This is a genomic window from Serratia sp. Je.1.23.a (assembly GCF_051129805.1).
Taxonomy (GTDB): domain Bacteria; phylum Pseudomonadota; class Gammaproteobacteria; order Enterobacterales; family Enterobacteriaceae; genus Serratia; species Serratia liquefaciens.
Genome location: NZ_JBCPSR010000009.1, coordinates 108248 through 131296, shown reverse-complemented (window position 1 = coordinate 131296; position 23049 = coordinate 108248). Strand labels below are relative to the sequence as shown.

The window sequence follows — 23049 nt, the reverse complement described above, 5'->3', positions numbered from 1 at the left end:
TGACCTCTGACCAGGAAACATGACATGGATATTCTCAGCGCGTTGGCGGCATTCGCCTCTTATTTTTTCAGTGGCTTTGCCATGGTTCTGGTGTTTTTGTTCATTTATACCCGCATTACGCCGCATGACGAATGGGCGTTGATCAAGGCCGACAATCAGGCCGCCGCTTTTGGATTCGTCGGTGCCTGTCTCGGGTATGTCATTCCGCTGGCGAGTGCAGCGATCAACTCCGTCAGCCTGTTGGACTATCTGTTGTGGGGCGTGGTGGCGCTGGTGGTACAGCTGCTGCTGTTTGCGGCGGTGAAAATCTATATGCCGCGAATTAGCGACAAGATTGAGTCCAATCACGTGGCGGCCGGGATTTTCCTCGGCGGCGTGTCGATCAGTGGCGGTGTGCTGAATGCGGCCTGCATGACCTACTAAAGGTAAAGTATTGCGGAGGCGCGCCAGCCTGGCTGATGCGCCTGTTCTTCCATTCGCAGGATGCGGTAATAGCTTGCCCCATGCTCATCCGCCTTTTGGGCGATCAATTGTTCTACGTCCTGAGGGGAGCCGGAGAGGTTGTTCAGGGTGATTTCCGCAATTTCGCTGAGTGGCGTAACGCGGTCTGCGGGGGCCAGTTCAGCGGACTGGGCGCTGGCGCTGAGTAACCCCATAGAAAGCAGGAGGGCGGTGAGTGCGGCGGAGCGTGTCATGGCGTTCCCCTTCGTCGGATCCTGGATTCACGGCCGCGGGCTGCGGCGCGCTGTTTGCCAGTGTGCTCTATCCAACTTCAGTCTGTGCAAAGCCAATGTAAATCTTATTAAAACTCCAGCAGTTACCGATACAGGATCGCCTGCGAATACCACTGGCCGGGAACCACGGTTTCGCTGTTCATGATGATCATGTAATAGCGCGCGCCGCTGGCATTGGCCTTCTGCTGAATTTCCGCTTCCACATCCATCGGGCTGCCGCGCACCAGGGCGCTGGTGGTGCCTATTTTTTCCAGGCTACCGGTTTGTGCCCGGGTGATCTCCTGCGCCTGTCCGGTCGGCGGTGGGGGCGCTTTGGGCGTCGTGGTCATCATGCCACAGGCGCTAAGCAGCGTGACCAGCGTCAAGGAGAGCAGCAGGCGGGACATTTTCATAGATACCTCAAGAAAGCGGATAGCGTGATTTGAGTGTAACCCATTATAAATTGGAACAGATTGAGCTAATGCTTTTTAGCGCAAGTTTGCCATTATGAAGGCAATGGCGAAGCAGAGGGAAAATGAATGATTGAAATTTATGACGAGCGAGCAGGAGATATTGCGGTCATCCATGCCGTGCCGCAGGGGCAGTATCATCAGCCGTTGCCGACGGTATTTTTCTACCATGGTTATACCTCGTCGAAAGAGGTCTACGCTTACTTTGCCTACGCGTTAGCCAGGGTGGGATTTCGCGTGGTGCTGCCGGATGCCGATTTGCACGGCGAGCGCTTTGACGGCGATGAACAAAAGCGGTTGTCCCGCTTTTGGGAGATCCTGCGCAGCAATATCGATGAGTTACCGGCGTTGAAGGCGGACTTTGAACGGCGCGGGCTGATTGCCGAAGGGCGCATCGGCGTCGCGGGCGCGTCCATGGGGGGGATGACGACGTTGGGAGGCTTTGCTCGTTATCCGTGGGTGAAAGCTGCGGCGAGCCTGATGGGGGCCGGTTATTACAGTTCCCTGGCGCAGACGCTGTTCCCACCGCTGGATGAGCAGGGTAAACCCTTAACGGCGAGCGGTTTTGATGCGCGCATTGCCGCGCTTGCGGATTATGGCCTGGAACGCCAGTTGGAAAAGATTGCCGATCGTCCGCTGCTGTTATGGCACGGCGAAGCGGACGATGTGGTCCCGGCGGCTGAAAGTCGACGCCTGGCAACCGAGCTTCGCCAGAGTGGTTGGGACCGGCAACTGACATTTTTGACTGAACCGGACGTTAAGCACCGCATCACGGCGTTAGCGCTTGACGCAACCGCCGAGTTCTTCGTGAAAACCTTATAAAAAAGCCCCCTGCGGGCAGGGGGCTGACGACATTTTCACATTTTAATGTGCCGCTTTTGGGCGCGGCTTGCTTCCCTGGCACTGCATGCAGGCTTAACGATACAGTTCCGCGCTGACGTGAATGGTGCTGTTGTTTTCCGGTTCGTGCAGCGCAATGATCCGGTAGGCGGTCGCGCCGCGCTGATCGGCTATTTTGCTCACCTGGCTGCTGGCGTCATCCGGCGATACCACATTCTGGTTCAACGTGACGAATCCCACGCTCTGGCGTTGGTCAGCCTGATGCGAGGTGATTTCGGTAGCGGCCATGACGTTGGCGGAAAACAGTAAAGCAATGGCGGTGGCGATGGTAATGCGTTTCATAAGTGCCTCTCTTAACTGTTTGCTTCAACGGCCTGACAGCAGGTGCCAGTGCAGCAAAAAGTTATTTGTCTGTATTGAATAACCTCAAATCTTTTTCGTCGCGCTGTCTGCGGCGGATAACAACAATTTTAGACCTTCCGGCAGGATTAAAAAGGGGGGCTTTTTGATGTCATCATTCAAAAAAAATGAATGAATTTTGCGCATCAGTGATGATTTCATTGAAAGATTTTTTGAACTGATGGATCTGTGTACATAGGTTGTACAGATAGCAAATCGTGCTATTTACGCATCGGGCCCGCATTACCGATAATAAATACCCTTCCGTCCTTGAGTTTCCCAGCCTGCGCAAGTATGATTACGCGTCATTTTTTCAGCCGCACACACATACACGTTCCTTGCTTCCATGGGCCGCGGTTGACCCTGACAGGAGGCTGAATAATCCGTAAGGAGCAATTCGATGCGTCATTACGAAATCGTTTTTATGGTCCATCCTGACCAAAGCGAACAGGTTCCGGGCATGATCGAGCGTTACAGTGCTACCATCACTAACGCTGCTGGTCAGATTCACCGTCTGGAAGACTGGGGCCGCCGTCAACTGGCTTACCCGATCAACAAACTGCACAAAGCTCACTACGTTCTGCTGAACGTTGAAGCTCCGCAGGAAGCGATCGATGAGCTGGAAACTAACTTCCGCTTCAACGACGCCGTTATCCGTAGCATGGTTATGCGCGTTAAGCACGCGGTAACTGAAGCATCTCCGATGGTTAAAGCGAAAGACGAACGTCGTGGCGATCGCCGCGAAGACTTCGCTAACGAAACCGCAGATGATGCAGATGCTGGGGATTCTGAAGAGTAATTGCCGCCGTGACATCTAATCGTCTGGTTTTGTCGGGCACTGTGTGCAAGGCGCCGGTTCGAAAAGTGAGTCCTTCCGGGATCCCCCACTGCCAATTTGTGCTAGAGCACCGTTCGCAGCAAATGGAAGCCGGATTTAGCAGGCAAGCATGGTGCCGAATGCCCGTGGTTGTCAGCGGACAACAGTCACAAGCACTAACTCAAAGATTAACGGTCGGCAGTCAGATAACCGTGCAAGGCTTCGTAAGCTGCCATCAAGGGCGCAACGGGCTGAACAAACTGGTTCTGCATGCCGAGCAGATTGAATTGATAGATTCTGGAGACTAGCCTAATGGCACGTTATTTCCGTCGTCGCAAGTTCTGCCGTTTCACCGCGGAAGGCGTTCAAGAGATTGACTATAAAGACATCGCTACGCTGAAAAACTACATCACTGAAAGTGGTAAAATTGTCCCGAGCCGTATTACCGGTACTCGTGCAAAATATCAGCGCCAGCTGGCCCGTGCTATCAAGCGCGCGCGCTACCTGTCTTTGTTGCCGTACACTGATCGTCATCAGTAATCGGCCACTGTCCATTAACGACTTTGAGAGGATAAGGTAATGCAAGTTATTCTGCTTGATAAAGTAGCAAACCTGGGCAGCCTGGGTGATCAAGTTAACGTTAAAGCGGGCTACGCCCGTAACTTCCTGGTACCACAGGGCAAAGCTGTTCCTGCTACCAAGAAAAACGTAGAGTTCTTCGAAGCACGCCGTGCTGAACTGGAAGCCAAACTGGCTGACGTTCTGGCTGCTGCTGAAGCTCGCGCAACCAAGATCAACGAACTGGGTTCAGTCACCATCGCGTCTAAATCAGGCGACGAAGGTAAACTGTTCGGCTCTATCGGCACCCGCGACATCGCTGACGCAGTTACTGCGGCAGGCGTTGAAGTTGCCAAGAGCGAAGTTCGTCTGCCGAACGGCGTTCTGCGTACCACTGGTGAACACGAAGTTCACTTCCAGGTACACAGCGACGTGTTCGCACAGCTGAATGTAGTTGTGGTTGCAGAAGCTTAATCGCTCCTGCCAGCCAAGTTAAAACGCCAGCCTCGTGCTGGCGTTTTGCTTTTCTGCGTCCGGTAAAACGCGCTACCCTGCTATCACAGCTTGAATGAGGAGCAGCGGAAATGGCGGAGATTATCTTGCAGCGCGTTTACGATTTTACCGGCCCTGCACCGGAGCACTGTTATCTGATCGATCGCTTGTGGCCGCGAGGCATCAGCAAGGAACGATTGCAGGGCGTGCAGTGGTTAAAGCAGGTCGCGCCGGATAACGCGCTGCGGCAGTGGTTTCATCAACATCTTGACCGGTGGGACGAGTTCGAAAGCCACTACCGCGTGCAGCTGGCTCAAAACGACGCCTGGCAGCCATTGATGGCTTTACTAAGACAGGGGCAACCCTTGACCTTACTTTATGGCAGTAAAGACACACAGCACAACCATGGCATCGTGCTGCGCGACTTTCTGTTAGGGCAGTTAGCGGATTAACGCTCGCGGCGATAGCTGCCGTCGGCCTGGCGGCGGAATAACACCTGACTGTTGTCAGCGGTGGTGACAGATAGCGCGGTGATCACGCCGTTGGTATCACGTTCGATACGCACTTCCTGGCCGGCCTTCATGTTGCTGAGCGGCTTATCGTTACCTTCCACCTGCGCCATGGCGAAAACTTCGTTCACCGGCAGGTTGTTGTCACGGAAAAGCTGCGCCAGCGTCTGGCCCGGTTGGATCTGGTAGCGTTGCCAGTTGCCCGCCGGTTCCGGCTCCACAGCGTGCTGCTGCTGAGTGTCGTTTTGCAATTCGGCCTGCAAGGGAACGCTGTTTTCCTGCTGGGTGACAGGGAATGGCTGTTTTTCCGATGAATACGGCCACAGCAGTGCCAGCAGCAGGATGATGCCGAAAATCAGGGTCCAGCGACGATGAAAATAAGGCAGTGGCTCCATCCAACCGAAGCCGTCCGGCAGGTGCCAGATCTTCAGCAGTAACGCTTTGATGTTTTGCCCCTTACCGCTTTCCGGTGGTTGTTCTGAATCCGGCTCTTCTACCGACGCTGGCGCGGAGCCGGGCTTCAGGCGCTGACTGAAGTTCAGCCAGGTACGCAACAACGGCTGGTAGATACGGGTGGTCTTCCTTCTCCTGGGCGAGATTCTGCCCATGGTAACCTCTCTTCAACGGCGTAAAAATATCACGGTACAAAAGGGTGTACCGCCGACCCGATGCCCTGTTTTCAGTATAGTCCGCTAACTGATTGAAGTGAAAGGCAGCAGCAAACCCATAGCTGTTGCGGCAGGCGATTCGCCTGGGCGCGCGGGAGCGGGTGTTAACTGAGGGTTATTGTTTCTTTTTCTACGACAAAAGTCATCATTCTCCACACAAGATTTTACCCGGCATTGCGGCGCTGTTATGCTGCGCTTTCGACTTTTTACAGACTAAAGGAAAACCCCATGACAACCCCTTCTTTTGACAGCGTTGAAGCGCAGGCGAGCTACGGGATTGGTTTACAGGTCGGCCAGCAGCTGCAAGAGTCCGGTCTGGAAGGTTTACAACCGGAAGCTTTGCTGGCAGGTTTGCGTGACGCGCTGGAAGGGAATGCCCCGGCGGTTCCGGTAGACGTGGTGCACCGTGCGCTGCGCGAAATCCACGAACGTGCGGATGCCGTGCGTCGTGAGCGTCAACAGGCGATGGCCGTTGAAGGCCAGAAATTCCTGGAAGACAACGCCAAACGCGACGAAGTTACGCTGACCGAATCCGGTCTGCAGTTCTCCGTGCTGGAGCAGGGCAACGGCCCAATCCCGTCCCGTCAGGATCGCGTGCGTGTGCATTACACTGGCCGCCTGATTAACGGCGACGTGTTCGACAGCTCCGTAGAGCGCGGTCAACCGGCAGAATTCCCGGTTAGCGGCGTGATCCCTGGCTGGATCGAAGCGCTGACCCTGATGCCGGTCGGTTCCAAATGGCAGCTGTATATTCCACACGATCTGGCCTACGGCGAGCGTGGTGCCGGCGCATCCATCCCGCCATTCAGCGCGCTGGTGTTCGACGTCGAACTGCTGGAAATCCTGTAATTCTCTAACAGATTTCTCTGGGCGCCTTGATGGCGCCCTTGTTTTATGCGCCGTTCAGCGCGCGGGGGAACAACAGGTTGTTCTCCAGATTGATGTGTTCCATCAGGTCATCAATAAACTCGTCGATACCACCATACAGCGCCTGCCAGGTATTGCAGGCACCTTCCGGTGGAGTCACGTTGTGGGTGAGGAACTTCACCACTTCCAGCTGTTCGCCCGCTTCGTCATGCTCATGTTCCATTACCGAGATCGGCCCTGCCGCCTGCCGGCCCATACCCTGCTTGATCATCGGGAACAGGATCTGTTCCTCTTTCATCATGTGATTTTCCAGATCCAGCCGGATCAGGTTCAGCTGTTTCGCCAGACCGCGTGGACAGGTGGCTTTGTCGGCATGAACCCGTTCGACTTTTTCCGCCATCAGTACCAGCTCGGCCAGCTGTTCACGGTGCCGCTGATGGAAGCGTGGCAGAATATAATCAATCAGTTCACCGAGCGGTGCAGTACGCCAGTCATGGCTTGCTGCCGGTCTGGCGGCGAGGGCGGCCAATTCGCTTTCAAGCTGCTCGAGATCCAGTCCTTTACGCTCGGCCGCGCGTTGCAGCGTTTGTTTTCCGCCACAGCAGAAATCCAAATCGTTCAGGCGGAACAGGCGTGATGCCCGGGGAATAGCGATGGCGAGAGCGCCGAGGGATTGATTACGGTAATCCATGAGAGTGCCTCTTTAAATGAAAAATCTATAACATGCATTTTAAATGCAATTTAAAGGGCGCGCCAGCGAGAAAAAGGAGTAGATGGCCGGGGGGAACGCTGTGCCTCCCGGCCTGCAGCTTATTTGCTAATTAAATCAATCTTATAAACTGCGAACCCGATGTTATCCGTGCCTTCGGATTTCATTGGATACTGGGCATGTGCCTTGATAAACGCTGTCGCTTTCTCGCTTGGCGAGGTTTCAAAGCGAATATCCAGCGGTTGCGGGCTGCTGAAGATCGCCAGGCGCCAATTGTTATCCACCTGTGGCCGTACTGCGCCATGCTGCTTGGTTTCAGCGCTGATATAGGCCGCCAATACCGAACGGTTCTCGTCCGGCGAAGCGAAGGCAATATGCTGATCGCCAGTGCCGGCGAACTTGCCACCGTAAGCGCGATAGTTATTGGTCGCCACCAGGAAGGTGGCTTTAGGATCAATTGGCTTGCCTTTGAACGTCAGCTGCTTGATACGTTCCGCCTTGTCGTTGATCAACTGGCATTCGCCGTCGTAACGCGCAGGCTGGCTGACGTCGATCTGGTAATTAACCCCGTCAATCACGTCGAAGTTATAGGTGCGGAAGCCATCCCAGTTGATCAGGCCCTGCGGTTGGCTGCTGTTGACGTCGATTTGATTGAACTGCCCGGCGGAGCACTCCAGCCACTCCTTCACCTCTTTGCCACTGGCTTTTACTACCACCAGGGTGTTGGGGTAGAGGTAGAGATCCGAAGCGTTACGGAAGGTGAGCTGGCCTTTTTCCACTTCGACGAAGCTGGCCGGATCGTTTTTGCGGCCGCCGACCTTGAACGGCGCTGCCGCTGACAGCACCGGCAAATCGGCCAGATCCGGGTCGCCCTGAATGTAGTGTTCCACATAGGCTTTCTGCGCGTTATTTACGATTTGTACCGTTGGGTCATCCTGCACCAGCGCCAGGTAGCTGTACATGTTGTCATCAGCTTTGCCGACCGGTTTGCTGACAAAATCGCGCGTGCCCTTATGATCTTCCGCCAGGACTTTCACCAGCTTGGCATCTTCCGCCGCCAGCGATTTCTTGTTCTCTTTGTCGTAGATGGGTCGTGCTTCCGCTTTGGCGGAAGCTACTTTCCAACTGCCAGAGTCGTTGTTCAACTGCAGATCGACAACGCCGAGGTGGTCGCCCCACTGGCCGGGCATGACCGCAGGTATGCCGTTCAGCGTGCCCTGGGCAATGTCAGCGCCTTTGATATTGGCGAAGTCTTTACTCGGGAATACCGCGTGAGCATGGCCGAACATGATGGCGTCAATGCCCGGAACCTGGCTGAGGTAGTACACCGAATTCTCTGCCATCGCCTTGTACGGCTCGCTGGACAGGCCGGAGTGCGGGATCGCCACGATCAGATCGGCCCCCTGTTTACGCATTTCCGGCACGTAGCGTTTGGCGGTTTCGGTGATGTCGTTGACCTTAACCTTGCCTTGCAGATTGGCCTTATCCCACACCAGAATTTGCGGTGGCACAAAACCGATATAGCCGATGCGTAAACTATGTTCCTTGCCGTCACGGTCTTTTACCGGCGTATCGACGATAATGTAAGGAGTGAACAGCGGTTTCTGCGTTTTAGCGTCGATCACGTTAGCATTGATATACGGGAACTTGGCACCGCTGATGGCGGTTTTCAGGTAATCGAGGCCGTAGTTGAATTCGTGGTTGCCGATATTGCCGACCACATAATTCAGGGTGTTCATGGCCTTATAGACAGGATGAATATCGCCGGGCTTCAGGCCCTTGGCCGCCATATAGTCACCGAGCGGGCTGCCCTGAATGATGTCGCCGTTATCCACCAGTACGCTATTGGTGGCCTGCTGGCGGGCCTGTTCAATCAGGCTGGCGGTGCGCACCAGACCGAACTTGTCGGTCGGTTTATCCTTGTAGTAATCGAAGTCCATCATGTTGCTGTGCAGGTCGGTGGTTTCCAGCACGCGCAGATCGACCGTTGCCGCCTGCGCTGAGGCGCAAACCAGCACAGCGAGGACAGACAACGTCAGCGGACGCTTCATCATTTTTGGCTTTCTCCATTCTATTTTTCGAGTTTTATCGCAGAGGGGCATGTAATTAACATTGGTTGTCTCACCAAACTGTGAAGTGTGGCAGAAAATCGGCCAAGGTATCGGAGGAAATGTCACAGTTGCGACGGCAAAGAGTCGAGTCATTACCGAAGGTTAAATCGTTATGATGGATATTCGATGCAAAAAAAACTAGGCTGCTAGCAATGAGAAAGGGGAAATGGCCCACGGAACTGTCTATCTGAGGTGAATGATGTTAGAAAAAATTTGCCAACTGTCCCGCGAGGCGGGCGCGGCCATCATGGCGGTGTACAACGGTGAACAACCGCTTGATGTTACACAAAAAAAAGATGACTCCCCGGTGACGGCGGCCGATCTGGCGGCGCACCACATTATCCAGCGCGGCCTGGCGGCGTTAACGCCGGACATCCCCTTGCTGTCGGAAGAAGATCCACCGACCTGGGAAGTGCGGCAGAATTGGACGCGCTACTGGCTGGTCGATCCGCTGGACGGCACCAAAGAGTTCCTGAATCGCAACGGTGAGTTCACGGTAAATATCGCGTTGATTGAAGACGGGCAGGCGGTAATGGGGGTGGTTTACGCCCCGGCGATCGACGTGCTGTATCTGGCCGAGCGCGGTAAAGCCTGGAAAGAAGAAAAGGGCCACCGGCAGGAGATTGGCGTCAGCAATGCCCATCCCCCATTGGTGGTGGTCAGCCGTTCGCACAGCGACGAAGAGCTGAAGGACTACCTGAAACAGCTGGGCGAACACCAGACCGTTTCCGTCGGTTCTTCGCTGAAATTCTGCCTGGTGGCGGAAGGTAAAGCGCAGCTCTACCCGCGCTTTGGGCCCACCAATATCTGGGATACCGCCGCTGGTCATGCCGTGGCCGTGGCAGCCGGGGCACAGATCCACGACTGGCAGGGCAGACCTCTGCTCTATACGCCGCGTGAATCCTTCCTAAACCCCGGCTTCAGGGTTTCGCTGTTCTAAATCAGTTCGCCAGCAGCTGGTGCAGTTGGGTCATGACCTGCTGCACCTCTTCTGGCGTCAGGGCGCCGTCTTTGGCGAACTGGATCCTGCCTTGCTTATCCAATACCACAATGGCCGACCCTTTCGGCTGCAAATCCCAGGCCTTGCGCACGTTGCCGTTGCTGTCGACCACAAACTGCGACCAGGGGAACTCTTTCTTGCTGTCTTCAATGCTGTTGCGAACAAACACCGCGGTGCCGAGTATCGCGTCGTCGGTATTCACTATTGTCGTCGTTTGGTAACGATCGTGCGGTAGTTTAGCTTTCTTAATCGCTTCGATCAGCGGATCGTTCATCGCCTTGGCGGAGCTACGGCCGGCAATATGCTGTATGACTCGCACTTTCCCACTGAGTTGCGCGCTATTCCAGTTTTGATAGCTAAACTTATCATTAGTGCAATTCAACTCTCCCTTATCGCTGACGCCGACCGGCGCGACGCGTTGCTGGAGTTGGAAGTTGTGCGCAGAGGCTAAAAAGGGGGCAAGCAGCAGGGAAACAATAAGCAGGTGACTTTTTTTCATGCCTTCTCCTTGGAAGGGGAACGGTGCCGACAGCACCCGACAGCCTAAAGCATAGGTGGTGATCGGAGGTCTGTCCTGTTAGCTGGATCGCAGTTTCCCCTTCTGGCCGGTAATACCTGTGTTTTGAAGGGATATACTGAAAAAGTTATATATTATCATATACAATTCTGTCAAAAAGTGTAAATCCAGTGAAGATATCCGTGCAGAAGTGAACATTATCGTCTTTACTAGGTCTACTACATGGCAATCAAGTTGCGTTCTTACTTTAGAGGCTGCCACCTTGGCGGCTCGCTGAGCGCATGGACCAAACGGAGGAGAGTAATAGAATGAGAATCTTCCAGCGTTATAATCCGTTGAAAGTGGCGAAGTACGTAAAAACCCTGTTTCGTGGCCGGCTGTATATCAAAGATGTAGGCGCGTTCGAATTCGACGAAGGGAAAATCCTGTTACCGAAAATTCGTGACCGGCGCCACTTCAGCGTGATGTCAGAGGTAAACCGTCAGGTGTTGTTACTGCAAACTGAGATGGGTTGATGCGCGGTTAGTATCCTGCTACTGAAGTACCCTGCAAAAGCTCCAATAATTGCGGCCCCGATGGGGCCGCTGACGTTTCTACAGTCCGGATCAGGCAGGGGCGTTGTCTTCTGGCGCCTTCGGCAGTACCGCCGCCGGTTTGTCGCTCAGTTTGGTTACCAACAACTGGTCAATCTTGTAGCTGTCGATGTCCACCACTTCAAACTTGTAGCCGGCGTATTTCACGAAGTCGGTGCGTTTTGGGATCTTGCGCAGCATGTACATCATAAAGCCGCCGATGGTTTCGTAGTTGCCCGCCTGCGGGAACTCATCAATGTGCAGAACGCGCATCACATCGTCGATTGGCGTACCACCCTCAATCAGCCATGAGCTTTCATCGCGTGCGACGATCTGCTCTTCCTGACCTTGACCGACCAGATCGCCCATCAGGGTAGTCATTACGTCATTCAACGTGATGATGCCCACGACCAGTGCATATTCATTGAGAATAACGGCAAAGTCTTCGCCGGCCGTCTTAAAGCTTTCCAGCGCTTCGGACAGCGTCAGGGTATCCGGTACGATCAGCGCAGCGCGGATTTGCACACCGCTGCTCAGCACCAGGCTTTGATTGCCCAGGACGCGGTTCAGCAAGTCTTTGGAGTCAACGTAGCCGACCACCTGATCGATATTGCCGTCGCATACCAGGAACTTGGAGTGCGGATGGGTCGAGACTTTCTCGATAATGCTTTCTTCGGTTTCACGCAGATCGAAGTAAACCACGCTTTCACGCGAGGTCATCGACGAAGGTACGGTGCGTGACTCCAGTTCGAACACGTTTTCGATCAGCTCATGTTCCTGCTTGCGCAGCACGCCAGCCAGGGCACCGGCTTCCACTACCGCATAGATGTCGTCGGAAGTGATGTCGTCCTTGCGCACCATCGGCAGTTTGAACAGGCGGAAGATCAGGTTTGCCATGCCGTTGAAGAACCACACCAGCGGTCGGAAGATCATGATCGAGAAACGCATCGGGTTGATGATCCGGACGGCGACCGTCTCTGGTGCAATCATACCGATGCGCTTCGGGGTCAAATCTGCGAACAGGATGAACAGGCTGGTCACCAGGACGAACGAGCAGATAAAGCTGACTTGCTCCGCCATCTCCGGGGACAAAAAGCGATCGAACAACACCTGGAAGCTAGGGGAGAAGGCAGCATCGCCGACGATACCACCGAGAATGGCTACGGCGTTCAGACCAATCTGCACCACGGTAAAGAACAGCCCCGGGGTTTCTTGTAGTTTAAGGACTTTGGCGGCATTGACGTTACCTTCGTCAGCCATCAGTTTCAGTTTAATCTTGCGTGATGCGGCCAGAGATATTTCCGACAGTGAGAAAAACGCACTCACTGCGATCAGAAAAAGAATCAGTAAAATACTGTTTAACATAATCTATCCATACGTGCCGACGGGATGACGGCGCTCTTGAGGAAGGGTAGTACATTGTAAAAAAAGTAGTGATAACAACCAGAAAGGAGGCTATCAGGCCGCAGATGCGGCCCGCATAGTATAGCAGCAGCCCTACAGGGGCCGCCAGCGGTTAAAAAATTACCGCTGACCAAGGGTTTAGCCCTGGGGTGGCAAACAAACGCCGATGCCGCCCAGGCCGCAGTAGCCTTCAGGATTCTTGTACAGATACTGCTGATGGTCATCCTCGGCATAGTAAAACGGCAGCGCCGGCACCACTTCGGTGGTGATGGTGCGTTGGTCGCCCGCCTCGTTCATGGCCTGCTGGAAACGCTTCAGACTGCTTTCGGCTGCGGTCTGCTGTTCCGGCGTCAGCGTATAAATTGCTGAACGGTACTGAGTACCGACGTCGCCGCCCTGACGCATGCCCTGCGCCGGATCGTGGTTCTCCCAGAACACCTGCAGCAGCTGCTTATAGCTGATGATTTTCGGATCGAATACCACCCGCACCACTTCAGTATGACCGGTCTGGCCGCTGCACACTTCGCGGTAGGTTGGGTTTGGCGTAAAACCGCCGCTGTAGCCTGCCGCCGTGCTGTACACGCCCTGCTGCTGCCAGAACAGGCGCTCTACACCCCAAAAGCATCCCATGGCGAAGATAGCCACTTCCATGCCTTCCGGCACCTGGGTCATTGAATGGTGAGTGACCACGTTGAGCGTGGCAACCGGCATGGGCGTCGTGCGGCCAGGCAGTGCGTTCGCCTTGTCGACGGTTTGTGTTTTATCAAAAAATGGCACCACGGTTGACTCCTGTTGTCACAGTAAGAATTGACCTAAGACACGGCAGTTCGGTTGTATCTAACCGCAACTTTGCCCACAATAAGCTACATATTCAGATTATGAATCAGATTAACGCAGTATTTAGAGCGCCAAAAGCTAAGAATGCGCCAGTTTACTGCGGCAGTAAAATCGTAATATGTCGCGTCTGGAATAAGGCTGAAAGGGCTGCCGTCTTGATAGCGCGGAGTATGCCCTGGCACCAGAGTGCGTGTTATAACAGGAAAGTAAAATAAATTAAGGAGAACGCGTGCCACGATACCGTGCCCTGTGCTTTTTGTGTGCGCTGCTCGCGACGCCTGCGGCGTTTTCGGCGAATGTGCGGCTGCAGGTTGAAGGACTTAGCGGGGAACTGGAAAAAAACGTCCGGGTACGCCTGTCTTCCATCACTCCGGAAGAGGTCGGTACTGATGGCCGTTTCCGCGCACGCGTGGATGAAGCTGTTCGTCAGGGGCTGAGAGCGCTTGGCTATTATCAGCCTACCATCGAATTTACGTTGGACGATCGCCCAGGGCTGGCGCGGCCAGTGCTGCACGCCAAGGTCAATCCGGGTGAACCGGTGCGCATTGCCGGGGCCAATATCGCGCTGGAAGGCGGTGCGAAAACCGATGAAGACTATCTGTCGTTGGTCAAAAAAGGCAAACCGACGATAGGTGAGATCCTTAATCACGGTAAATACGACAGTTTTAAAGGTTCACTGACCGGCCTGGCGCTGCGCAAAGGCTATTTCGATGCCGATATGACCAAAAGCCAGCTCGGCGTGGCGGAGGATCTGCATAAGGCCTATTGGGACATCGACTTCGACAGCGGGCAGCGTTACCGCTTCGGCCAGGTGAAGTTTACCGGTTCGCAAATTCGTGAAGACTATCTGCAAAATCTGGTGCCCTTTCATCAGGGGGATTATTACACTTCGGAAGACCTGGCCGAACTGAACCGCCGTTTGTCCGCCACTAACTGGTTTAACTCGGTGGTGGTCTCCCCTGATTTCAAAGATGCCAAAGAGAACAAGATTTTGCCGCTAGATGCGTTGGTGTCACCACGCACTCGCAACACCATCGAAACCGGTGTCGGTTACTCCACCGACATTGGCCCCCGCGTTAAAGGCACATGGAAGAAGCCCTGGCTTAACGATCGCGGCCACAGTCTGGAAACCAGCGCCAGTATTTCGGCCCCGGAGCAGCAGCTCGATCTGACCTATAAGATCCCGTTGCTGAAGAATCCGCTGGAGCAGTATTACCTGCTGCAGGGCGGGCTCAAGAACGTCGATCTCAACGATACCAAGTCCGTAACCTCCAAAGTGGTGGCCTCGCGTAACTGGGATCTCTCCAGCGGCTGGCAGCGGGCTATTAACCTGACCTGGCGCTGGGATAACTTTACCCAGGGTAACGTCAGCAATACCACCATGCTGCTGTACCCTGGCGTCAGCCTCAACCGCACCCGCTCACGTGGAGGCCTGATGCCGACCTGGGGCGATAGCCAACGCTACTCCATCGACGTTTCCGACACCACCTGGGGATCCGGCGTGGACTTCGCGCTGATGCAGGCACAGAACGTCTGGATCCGCACCCTGGCCGATAAGCACCGGTTCGTGGCGCGCGGGCAGGTGGGGTGGATCGAAACCAACGACTTCGACAAAGTGCCGCCAGACCTGCGATTCTTTGCCGGTGGCGATCGCAGCATCCGTGGCTACAAGTACAAAGACATTTCCCCCCGCAACGATGACGGCAAGTTGACCGGTGCCTCCAAAATGCTGACTGGCTCGCTGGAATATCAATACAACGTGACCGGTAAATGGTGGGGGGCGATGTTCGTCGATTCCGGTGAAGCGGTGAACGATATCAAGCAGAGCAACTTCAAAACTGGCGCCGGTGTAGGTGTACGCTGGCAGTCGCCGGTAGGGCCAGTGAAGCTGGATATCGCCGCGCCCGTGGGGGACAAGGACACCCACGGGATGCAGTTCTACATCGGTTTGGGGCCTGAACTATGAGCCTGATAAAAAAGATTTGCTTTGGTTTCCTGATTGTCTTGCTGTTGCTGGTCGGGGCGGTGGCGTACTTGCTCGGTACCACCAGTGGTTTGCATATGACCCTCAACGCCGCCGCTCGATGGGTGCCGGGATTGGATATTGCCAGCGTGAGCGGCGGCTGGCGTGATCTGACGCTAAAAGGCGTGAAGTATCAGATGCCGGGCGTCACGGTGAATGCCGGACAATTCCATCTGTCACTCGATCTGGCCTGCTTTAAAAACAGTTCGCTGTGCGTCAATGCGCTGACCGCGCAGGACGTCGACGTGGTGGTGAAAACCAAAGAAATGACGCCGTCTGCGCCCGTGGAAGAGACCAGCGAGCCGACCACTAATCTGAGCACGCCTTACCCTATTACCTTGCGTATGTTGACGCTGAATAACGTTAAGGTCAGCGTAGACGACACGGCAATCTCTCTTGGTGAATTCCGTACCGGAGCGCAGTGGCAAGAGCGTGCGTTGACCTTGCTGCCTACCAAAATCAGCGGCCTGTTGATTGCACTGCCGAAAACCCCGCAGAACCCGTTGCCGGAGGCGATACAGCCGGCTGTCGAGGTCGCGAAAAAAGTGGGTGAACAGGTCGACAAGGCGGCGAAACCGGCACCGGTGCCGGAAGAGAAACCGCTGGGCGAAACGTTGAAAGAGCTGTTCGCCAAGCCGCTGCTGCCGGATCTGCCGGAAATCCGCCTGCCGTTGGACATCACGGTTAAGGAGATCAGCGGGGAACAACTGCGCTTGACCGGTGATACCGAGGTGTTGATTACCAGCCTGTTGCTGCAGGCCAGCACCCAGGATCAGCATATCAAGCTGGACAATTTCGATGTGAAATCCCCGCAGGGCACGTTGTCTGCGCAAGGGCAGGCGACGCTGACCGGCAGTTGGCCGGTGGAAATGGTGGCTAACAGCACGCTGAATATCGAGCCGCTGAAAGGGGAAAAGGTCAAACTGAACGTCGGCGGCGGGTTGCGCGAAGAACTTAAAGTGGCGCTGAACCTCTCCGGACCGGTCGGTGCGCAGCTTGATGTACAGACCCAATTGGCCGAAGTGGGTTTACCGCTGGCACTGACGCTACAAAGCAAACAGCTGAAATGGCCGCTGAGCGGCGAAGCTCAGTATCAGGTCAACGATTTCCGCCTGCGTTTCAATGGTAAGGCGACTGATTATGCCTTGTCGACCCGGGCCAATATCAAGGGGCAGGATCTCCCGCCGGCGGTGCTGACGCTGGACGGAAAAGGTAACGTCGAACAGTTCAAACTGGATCGCCTGCGGTTGGCGGCCTTGCAGGGCAATACCGATCTGACGGCGCTGGTGGACTGGAGCAAGGCCATCAGTTGGAATTCACAGCTGACGCTGAGCGGCATCAATACCGCCAAGCAGTGGCCGGAATGGCCGGCGAAGTTGGACGGTAAAATCACTACGCGTGGCAGCCTGCACGGCGGCAGTTGGCAATTGCAGGTACCGGTGCTGCAGCTCGATGGTAACGTGAAGCAAAACAAAGTCACTGCACGTGGCACGCTTAGCGGCAATGCTGCCGGTCAGTGGAAAATCCCGGGCATCGATCTGACGCTGGGACGCAACCAACTGAACGTTAAGGGCCAACTGGACGAGAAAAGCTGGAACCTGGATGCGAATATTGACGCGCCACGTCTGGACGGCGCTCTGCCAGGGCTGGGCGGTACGGCGAAAGGCTTGCTGAAACTGCGGGGCAACCTGCAAGCGCCTCAGTTGCTGGCCGACCTGACCGCTTCCGGCCTGCAGTGGCAGGCGCTGCGCATCAACCGGGTGAAGATTGACGGCGACGTGCGTTCCAGCGATCAGATCCAGGGTCAGTTGGCGGTACGCGTTGAGCAACTTAAGCAGGATGCGCTGGATATCAGCCTGCTGACACTGGATGCCAAAGGCAGTGAGAAGCAGCATCAGCTGCAGTTGAAAATTGACGGCAAGCCGGTATCCGGTCAGTTGGCGCTACAGGGCAGTTTCGATCGCCAACAGCAGCGCTGGCGCGGCAACCTGAACAATACCCGTTTCGATACCCCGGTGGGCGAATGGCGCTTAACTCGCGCCATTGCGCTGGATTACCTGAATACCGCGCAGAAAATCAGTATTGGACCGCACTGCTGGCAGAACCCGAACGCCGAACTGTGCGTACCCAAGACCATCGAAGCAGGCCAGAGTGGCCAGGCCAGCGTGGTGTTGAACCGCTTTGATCTGGCGATGATAAAACCTTTCCTCGGTCCGGAGACCGCTTTGAGTGGCGTGTTCACCGGACGTGCTGACGTAAGCTGGAAACCGGGCGGTGCGCTGCCGGACGCGAAAGTTTCCCTGGTGGGTAACGGCGTGAAGGTGGTTCAGCAAGTGCAGGGGAATGCACTGCCGATCGCCTTTGATCGGCTGAACCTTAATGCTGGCCTGTCCAACGGTCGTGCGCAGGCCGACTGGTTGATCAAGTTGATCAATAATGGCCAATTTGACGGTAACGTACAGGTTGCCGATCCACAGGTACGACGCATTATCAGCGGCAACGTCAATATCACCAATATCTCGCTGGCGATGATCAATCCGGCGTTGATGAAGGGGGAGAAGGCCGCGGGCATGCTGAATGCCAATCTGCGCCTGGGTGGCAGTGCGCAGAAGCCTCTGGTTTATGGCCGGATGGCGTTGGATAAGGTTGATATAGATGGTCACTGGATGCCGTTTGATATGACGGACGGCCGCCTGGTGATGAACTTTGACGGCATGACCTCGACCATGGAAGGGCTAGTCAGCACCACGCGCGGACAGCTTAACCTGTCGGGCGATGCTGACTGGCGCGACATCAACGCCTGGCGCGCACGTATCGCCGCCAAGGGCGATAAGCTGCGGGTGACGGTGCCGCCGATGATCCGCATCGACGTTTCACCCGATCTGGTGTTTGAAGCCACGCCGCAGCTGTTCTCGCTCAATGGTTCGGTCGATATTCCGTGGGCGCGCATTACGGTGCAGGAGTTGCCGGAAAGTGCGGTGGGCGTCTCTTCCGACGAAGTGATGCTGGACGACCAACTGAAACCGATACAGCCGAAAACCGCAGGGATCCCGATCAACAGCAACCTGATGATCCACGTGGGTAACGATGTGCGGCTGGATGCCTTTGGCTTAAAAGCCCGCTTGAAGGGCGATCTGAAAGTAGTGCAGGACAAGAATGGCCTGGGCCTGAACGGCCAGATTGACATCCCTTCCGGTCGCTTCCATGCTTATGGTCAGGATTTGATCGTCCGCAAGGGCCAACTGATGTTCTCAGGGCCGCCGGATCAGCCGCTGCTTAATATTGAAGCCATCCGTAATCCTGAATCGACCGAAGACGACGTTACCGCTGGGGTACGCGTTACCGGGTTGGCGGATGCACCCAAGCTGGAAGTGTTCTCGGATCCGGCCAAATCTCAGCAGGAAGCGCTGTCTTATCTGCTGCGCGGGCAGGGATTGGGCAGTTCCGGCGCCGATGGTAACGCAATGACCTCAATGTTAATTGGGATGGGGGTTGCACAAAGTGGTCAACTTGTGGGTAAAATCGGCGAGGCGTTTGGCGTAAGCAATTTGGCCCTGGATACTCAGGGTGTCGGCGACAGTTCCCAGGTTGTCGTGAGCGGTTATGTTCTCCCAGGCTTACAAGTAAAATATGGGGTGGGTATTTTCGACTCGCTGGCTACGTTGACGTTGCGTTACCGCCTGATGCCTAAATTGTATCTGGAAGCGGTGTCTGGTCTCGACCAGGCATTAGATTTGCTCTATCAGTTTGAGTTTTAGCGATGCGAATAATTGTCTACGGCAGTTTACGACGCAAACAGGGAAACAGCCATTGGATGACCAACGCCCAATGGCTCGGCGAGCATGAGCTCGAAGGCTATCAGATTTATAATCTGGGCCATTACCCGGCGGCGATCCCTGGAGAGGGCACGGTACATTGTGAAGTGTACCGCATCAACTCATCGATTTTGGCTGAGCTGGACGAACTGAAAAGCAACACCAAGGACTATAAGCGCGAGCTGATTCAGACGCCTTATGGGAGTGCGTGGATCTACCTGTATAAACACAGTGTGGACGGTTACCCGCGAATTAACAGCGGCGACTGGCTGAAGCGTCTCGACGAAAAGTAAAAAAAAACACCGCTCACTGAGCGGTGTTTTTTTATCGGACGGCTGGCAAGAATTACTTCTTGGCGGCACGCTCGAAAGAAGCAACGATTTCAGCTTTGGCAGCGGCAGCATCTGCCCAGCCTTCCACTTTCACCCATTTGCCTTTTTCCAGATCTTTGTAGTGCTCGAAGAAGTGAGCGATCTGGGCACGCAGCAGTTCCGGCAGGTCGTTCACGTCTTTGATGTGATCGTACTCTTTGGTCAGCTTGCTGTGCGGTACGGCAACCAGTTTCGCATCTTCGCCGGCTTCGTCGGACATCTTCAACACGCCAACCGGACGGCAGCGGATCACAGAACCAGGCTGCAGTGGGTATGGGGTTGGCACCAGCACGTCAACCGGGTCACCGTCCAGAGACAGGGTGTGGTTGATGTAACCGTAGTTGCACGGGTAGAACATCGCGGTGGACATGAAACGGTCAACGAACAGCGCACCGGTGTCCTTGTCGATTTCATATTTGATCGGATCGGCGTTTGCCGGGATTTCGATAACAACGTAGATGTCTTCCGGCAGGTCTTTGCCAGCAGGGACCAGGTTCAAGCTCATGTCGGTTTCCTTTAATCAAACCAGAAATGGAGTGGCGGCTATTATAGCGGACTCTTTTGCGATTTCCTGCCCTTTTCATCATCCCCGCCCCGGCGCAGAGCCATCCATCGAATTTCCAGATAAATCCTCCCACGGCGTTAAGTTTTCTCGAGGGTTGCCGATAACTTCATCAAATAATAATGAGTCGGCGAAGTCTGGCTCCGCGTTTTACCTCCTCTACGTAAGATCTCACTATTTCTGAAGCCGGGAAGAACTCATGCTAAAAAAGATTACGGTCAAGGCCGGGCTGATTGCCCTGTTGAGCCTGATGACGCTGCTGTTGATTATGGTCAGCACGATTGGCGTCAACGCGATTAACGAAGGATCGCGCTCGTTACACACCCTGAATCAAATCCTGGGGGAAGAGTTGGGGTCGCTGGCCAGCAGTTCCAACCTGACGCTGCGCGCCAGAACCGCTGCCTCACTGGCGGTACGCCAACGGGAAATCGGCCAGATTGAGGTTTCAGATGCTACGGTGGGCCGTATCTATGACTATCTTGCGCAATCGAAGCAGGAAATGGCGCGTTTTGTCAGCGTCGGTACCGTTACCGAACGTGGACGCGAGCTGTCCGGTCGTTTGCAAAACAGCTACCGCGCCTATCTGGAACAGGGCGTTGGGCCGATGGCCGATGCCATCAAGGCCGGTAAAGTTGATGATTACTACGACATTCAGGAAACAAAAATTTCCGCGTTGAGCATCGCTTTTGAAAAGGACCTCAGCGACTTCCGCAGCTTCGCCATGAAGATTGGCCAGCAGCGGGTGAATGAAGCGGAAAGCAATGCCAGCACTAAAATTACGCTGATCGTGATTGCCGGCCTGCTCAGCATTTTGCTGGCGCTACTGGCCTGGTTTGCGCTGCGGGTGATTATCCTGCGTCCGCTCGATGAGTCAATCGCCCAGCTGGAACATATCGCCAGCGGTGACCTGACGCACCGTATCACCGGCGAAGGCGAGACCGAAATGGGCCGTCTGGTGCGTGCGATGCAGCGGATGCAGCAGGCCTTGGTCAGTTCGGTCAGCAAGGTGCGCGATGCCAGCAGCCAAATCGATACCGGTTCACGCGAACTGGCTGCCGGCAACCTGCACCTGGCGCAGCGAACCGAAGAATCAGCCGCTTCTCTGGAAGAAACCGCCGCCAGCATGGAACAGCTGACCTCGACGGTGAAGATGAACGCCGAGAACTGCGAACAGGCGAATCAATTGGCGCTGAGCGTATCCGATATTGCCAACCAAGGCAGTGAAGTGGTCAGTCAGGTCATGGACAAGATGCAGGCGATCACCGACAGCTCACGCCGCATTGCCGATATCATCAGCGTGATGGACGGCATTGCCTTCCAGACCAACATTCTGGCGTTGAATGCGGCGGTGGAAGCGGCACGTGCCGGTGAACAAGGGCGTGGTTTTGCCGTGGTGGCCGGTGAGGTTCGCAGCCTGGCTCAGCGCAGTGCGCAGTCGGCGAAAGAGATCAAAGGGTTGATTGAAGCGTCGCAGAATCGGGTGCAGGAAGGCGAACAAATGGCCGGTTCGGCGGCGAAAACCATGAACGGCATTACCGGTGAAGTGGGCCGGGTGACGGCGCTGATGCGGGAAATCTCTGCGGCTACGCGTGAGCAAAGCAGCGGTATTGAGCAGGTAAACCTGGCGGTGGCGCAGATGGATCAGGTGGCGCAACAGAATGCGGCCTTGGTCGAAGAGTCGGCGGCGGCGACGCGCTCGCTGGAGGATCAGGCGCAGTTGCTGGCACAGAGCATGGCAGCCTTTAAATTATAATGCCGGGGACGGCAAGCCGTCCCCCACATTGAACTCGTTATTCGTCCGGGTTCTCAGCGATAAAGCGCTCTGCGTCTTCCACCATGGATTTGGTGCCGACGAAGAACGGTGCGCGCTGGTGCAGTTTCACCGGGGTAATGTCCAGAATACGGTTTTTACCGTCGCTGGCTTTACCGCCGGCCTGTTCCGCCAGGAACGCCATCGGGTTGCATTCATACAGCAGGCGCAGCTTGCCTTGCGGGTGGCTGGCGGTGCTTGGATAAATGTAGATGCCGCCTTTCAGCAGGTTGCGGTGGAAGTCGGCAACCAGTGAACCGATGTAGCGTGAGGTATAAGGGCGTTGCGTAGCTTCGTCCTGTTCCTGACAATATTTGATGTATTTCTTCACGCCGCGCGGGAACTTGATGTAGTTACCTTCGTTGATGGAATACATATTGCCGCTGGCCGGGAAGCGGACTTTCTCGTGGGAGAGGCAGAACACGCCCAGAGAAGGATCGTAGGTAAAGGCATGCACGCCATAACCGGTGGTGTATACCAGCATGGTAGATGAACCGTAAACCACGTAGCCTGCGGCGACCTGTGCGCTGCCTGGCTGCAGGAAGTCTTCTTCGGTCACTGGCGTACCGACCGGGGTAATGCGACGATAGATAGAGAAAATCGTACCGACCGAGACGTTGACATCGATGTTGGACGAACCGTCCAACGGATCCATCAGCACCACATACTTGGCATTTTCAGCCCGCTCGCCGTCGAATATCACGATTTCATCTTCTTCTTCAGAAGCGATACCCGCAACTTCACCGCGCGCTTTCAATGCTGCTTTCAGCTTTTCATTCGCGTACAGGTCCAGTTTCATCTGAACTTCGCCCTGTACATTGGAAACGCCGCTGGTGCCCAGAATATCCACCAGACCCGCTTTGTTGATATCGCGGTGGATGATTTTGGCGCCCAGTTTAATTGCAGAAAGTAGCGCAGTCAGCTCGCCGGTGGCGTGTGAGAAGTCGTGCTGTTTCTCGACGATAAATTCGCCTAACGTTTTCAT

The 23049-nt window shown here is 55.2% G+C and carries 25 protein-coding genes; 14 read left to right on the top strand and 11 right to left on the bottom strand.

The window, feature by feature from the left end; genetic code table 11:
- The first annotated feature begins 24 nt into the window (after positions 1-24).
- On the top strand, positions 25-423 hold the full coding sequence (locus AAZT04_RS23860) for a DUF350 domain-containing protein (RefSeq protein ID WP_261449003.1): 399 nt from the start codon (positions 25-27) through the stop codon (positions 421-423).
- Here the strand turns inward: AAZT04_RS23860 and AAZT04_RS23855 are convergent.
- Together AAZT04_RS23855 and bsmA are read right to left on the bottom strand one after the other, a co-directional pair.
- Positions 420-695 (bottom strand): DUF1471 domain-containing protein, encoded by a 276-nt coding sequence (locus AAZT04_RS23855; protein WP_020824916.1) that lies wholly within the window; start codon positions 693-695, stop codon positions 420-422. The two genes, AAZT04_RS23860 and AAZT04_RS23855, sit on opposite strands and share 4 nt — an antisense overlap.
- A 122-nt stretch (positions 696-817) precedes the next feature.
- Complete coding sequence (gene bsmA / locus AAZT04_RS23850) at positions 818-1126, bottom strand: biofilm peroxide resistance protein BsmA (protein ID WP_020824917.1); 309 nt, start codon at positions 1124-1126, stop codon at positions 818-820.
- Positions 1127-1252: 126 nt separating this feature from the next.
- Here bsmA and yjfP point away from each other — a divergent pair, with 126 nt between their 5' ends.
- Positions 1253-2005 carry an esterase gene (gene yjfP, locus AAZT04_RS23845; protein WP_434682055.1) on the top strand — a complete coding sequence of 251 codons (753 nt, stop codon included), beginning with the start codon at positions 1253-1255 and terminating at the stop codon, positions 2003-2005.
- Between the two features lie 93 nt (positions 2006-2098).
- Here the strand turns inward: yjfP and AAZT04_RS23840 are convergent, their stop codons facing one another.
- Positions 2099-2365, bottom strand: coding sequence for a DUF1471 domain-containing protein (locus AAZT04_RS23840; RefSeq protein WP_020824919.1), 267 nt, complete (start codon positions 2363-2365; stop codon positions 2099-2101).
- 457 nt (positions 2366-2822) lie between these two features.
- Between AAZT04_RS23840 and rpsF the strand changes: the two genes are divergently transcribed.
- The 5 genes from rpsF (at position 2823) to AAZT04_RS23815 (ending at position 4741) form a co-directional block, all read left to right on the top strand.
- The gene (rpsF, locus tag AAZT04_RS23835; protein ID WP_006317459.1) at positions 2823-3221 is read left to right on the top strand and encodes a 30S ribosomal protein S6; all 399 of its coding nucleotides are present in this window, start codon (positions 2823-2825) and stop codon (positions 3219-3221) included.
- A gap of 8 nt (positions 3222-3229) precedes the next feature.
- Positions 3230-3547 carry a primosomal replication protein N gene (priB, locus tag AAZT04_RS23830; protein WP_006317460.1) on the top strand — a complete coding sequence of 106 codons (318 nt, stop codon included), beginning with the start codon at positions 3230-3232 and terminating at the stop codon, positions 3545-3547.
- Positions 3548-3551: 4 nt separating this feature from the next.
- Positions 3552-3779, top strand: coding sequence for a 30S ribosomal protein S18 (gene rpsR / locus AAZT04_RS23825; protein WP_000135199.1), 228 nt, complete (start codon positions 3552-3554; stop codon positions 3777-3779).
- A 39-nt stretch (positions 3780-3818) separates the two neighbouring features.
- Entirely contained in the window at positions 3819-4271 is a 453-nt protein-coding gene (rplI, locus tag AAZT04_RS23820; protein WP_004933629.1) for a 50S ribosomal protein L9, read from the top strand.
- A gap of 110 nt (positions 4272-4381) precedes the next feature.
- Positions 4382-4741 (top strand): DUF488 domain-containing protein, encoded by a 360-nt coding sequence (locus tag AAZT04_RS23815; RefSeq protein WP_434682036.1) that lies wholly within the window; start codon positions 4382-4384, stop codon positions 4739-4741.
- Here the strand turns inward: AAZT04_RS23815 and AAZT04_RS23810 are convergent.
- A complete protein-coding gene (locus tag AAZT04_RS23810; protein ID WP_434682034.1) occupies positions 4738-5406 on the bottom strand; it encodes an OapA family protein in 669 nt (222 codons plus the stop codon). The genes AAZT04_RS23815 and AAZT04_RS23810 overlap by 4 nt on opposite strands.
- A 288-nt stretch (positions 5407-5694) precedes the next feature.
- Between AAZT04_RS23810 and fklB the strand changes: the two genes are divergently transcribed.
- A complete protein-coding gene (fklB, locus tag AAZT04_RS23805; protein ID WP_020824922.1) occupies positions 5695-6315 on the top strand; it encodes an FKBP-type peptidyl-prolyl cis-trans isomerase in 621 nt (206 codons plus the stop codon).
- Positions 6316-6358: 43 nt separating this feature from the next.
- On the opposite strand, the gene ytfE is transcribed toward fklB, so the two are convergent.
- Together ytfE and AAZT04_RS23795 are read right to left on the bottom strand one after the other, a co-directional pair.
- Positions 6359-7024, bottom strand: coding sequence for an iron-sulfur cluster repair protein YtfE (ytfE, locus tag AAZT04_RS23800; RefSeq protein ID WP_046374657.1), 666 nt, complete (start codon positions 7022-7024; stop codon positions 6359-6361).
- Positions 7025-7143: 119 nt separating this feature from the next.
- Positions 7144-9096 carry a bifunctional 2',3'-cyclic-nucleotide 2'-phosphodiesterase/3'-nucleotidase gene (locus AAZT04_RS23795; RefSeq protein ID WP_434682031.1) on the bottom strand — a complete coding sequence of 651 codons (1953 nt, stop codon included), beginning with the start codon at positions 9094-9096 and terminating at the stop codon, positions 7144-7146.
- A 256-nt stretch (positions 9097-9352) separates the two neighbouring features.
- On the opposite strand from AAZT04_RS23795, the gene cysQ reads away from it, so the two are divergent.
- The gene (gene cysQ / locus AAZT04_RS23790) at positions 9353-10093 is read left to right on the top strand and encodes a 3'(2'),5'-bisphosphate nucleotidase CysQ (RefSeq protein WP_041415176.1); all 741 of its coding nucleotides are present in this window, start codon (positions 9353-9355) and stop codon (positions 10091-10093) included.
- A gap of 1 nt (position 10094) precedes the next feature.
- Here the strand turns inward: cysQ and AAZT04_RS23785 are convergent, their stop codons facing one another.
- Positions 10095-10652 carry a YtfJ family protein gene (locus AAZT04_RS23785; RefSeq protein ID WP_434682029.1) on the bottom strand — a complete coding sequence of 186 codons (558 nt, stop codon included), beginning with the start codon at positions 10650-10652 and terminating at the stop codon, positions 10095-10097.
- A gap of 326 nt (positions 10653-10978) precedes the next feature.
- Between AAZT04_RS23785 and AAZT04_RS23780 the strand changes: the two genes are divergently transcribed.
- Entirely contained in the window at positions 10979-11185 is a 207-nt protein-coding gene (locus AAZT04_RS23780; protein WP_012004917.1) for a DUF1107 domain-containing protein, read from the top strand.
- A 90-nt stretch (positions 11186-11275) separates the two neighbouring features.
- Here AAZT04_RS23780 and AAZT04_RS23775 read toward each other — a convergent pair whose 3' ends face one another.
- Both AAZT04_RS23775 and msrA read right to left on the bottom strand, forming a co-directional pair.
- A complete protein-coding gene (locus tag AAZT04_RS23775; protein ID WP_020824927.1) occupies positions 11276-12607 on the bottom strand; it encodes a hemolysin family protein in 1332 nt (443 codons plus the stop codon).
- A gap of 177 nt (positions 12608-12784) precedes the next feature.
- A complete protein-coding gene (msrA, locus tag AAZT04_RS23770; protein WP_020824928.1) occupies positions 12785-13426 on the bottom strand; it encodes a peptide-methionine (S)-S-oxide reductase MsrA in 642 nt (213 codons plus the stop codon).
- A 286-nt stretch (positions 13427-13712) separates the two neighbouring features.
- Here msrA and tamA point away from each other — a divergent pair, with 286 nt between their 5' ends.
- The 3 genes from tamA to AAZT04_RS23755 are packed head-to-tail and all read left to right on the top strand — an operon-like array spanning position 13713 to position 19614.
- Positions 13713-15449 (top strand): autotransporter assembly complex protein TamA, encoded by a 1737-nt coding sequence (gene tamA, locus AAZT04_RS23765; RefSeq protein ID WP_434682026.1) that lies wholly within the window; start codon positions 13713-13715, stop codon positions 15447-15449.
- Entirely contained in the window at positions 15446-19264 is a 3819-nt protein-coding gene (gene tamB, locus AAZT04_RS23760; protein ID WP_434682023.1) for an autotransporter assembly complex protein TamB, read from the top strand. The genes tamA and tamB overlap by 4 nt, the downstream gene beginning before the upstream one ends.
- A gap of 2 nt (positions 19265-19266) precedes the next feature.
- Entirely contained in the window at positions 19267-19614 is a 348-nt protein-coding gene (locus AAZT04_RS23755; RefSeq protein ID WP_006317485.1) for a gamma-glutamylcyclotransferase family protein, read from the top strand.
- Positions 19615-19666: 52 nt separating this feature from the next.
- Here the strand turns inward: AAZT04_RS23755 and ppa are convergent, their stop codons facing one another.
- Positions 19667-20197, bottom strand: coding sequence for an inorganic diphosphatase (gene ppa / locus AAZT04_RS23750; protein WP_004952787.1), 531 nt, complete (start codon positions 20195-20197; stop codon positions 19667-19669).
- A gap of 256 nt (positions 20198-20453) precedes the next feature.
- Here ppa and AAZT04_RS23745 point away from each other — a divergent pair, with 256 nt between their 5' ends.
- On the top strand, positions 20454-22007 hold the full coding sequence (locus tag AAZT04_RS23745; protein ID WP_020824932.1) for a methyl-accepting chemotaxis protein: 1554 nt from the start codon (positions 20454-20456) through the stop codon (positions 22005-22007).
- A gap of 37 nt (positions 22008-22044) precedes the next feature.
- Here the strand turns inward: AAZT04_RS23745 and fbp are convergent, their stop codons facing one another.
- The gene (fbp, locus tag AAZT04_RS23740; RefSeq protein WP_020824933.1) at positions 22045-23049 is read right to left on the bottom strand and encodes a class 1 fructose-bisphosphatase; all 1005 of its coding nucleotides are present in this window, start codon (positions 23047-23049) and stop codon (positions 22045-22047) included.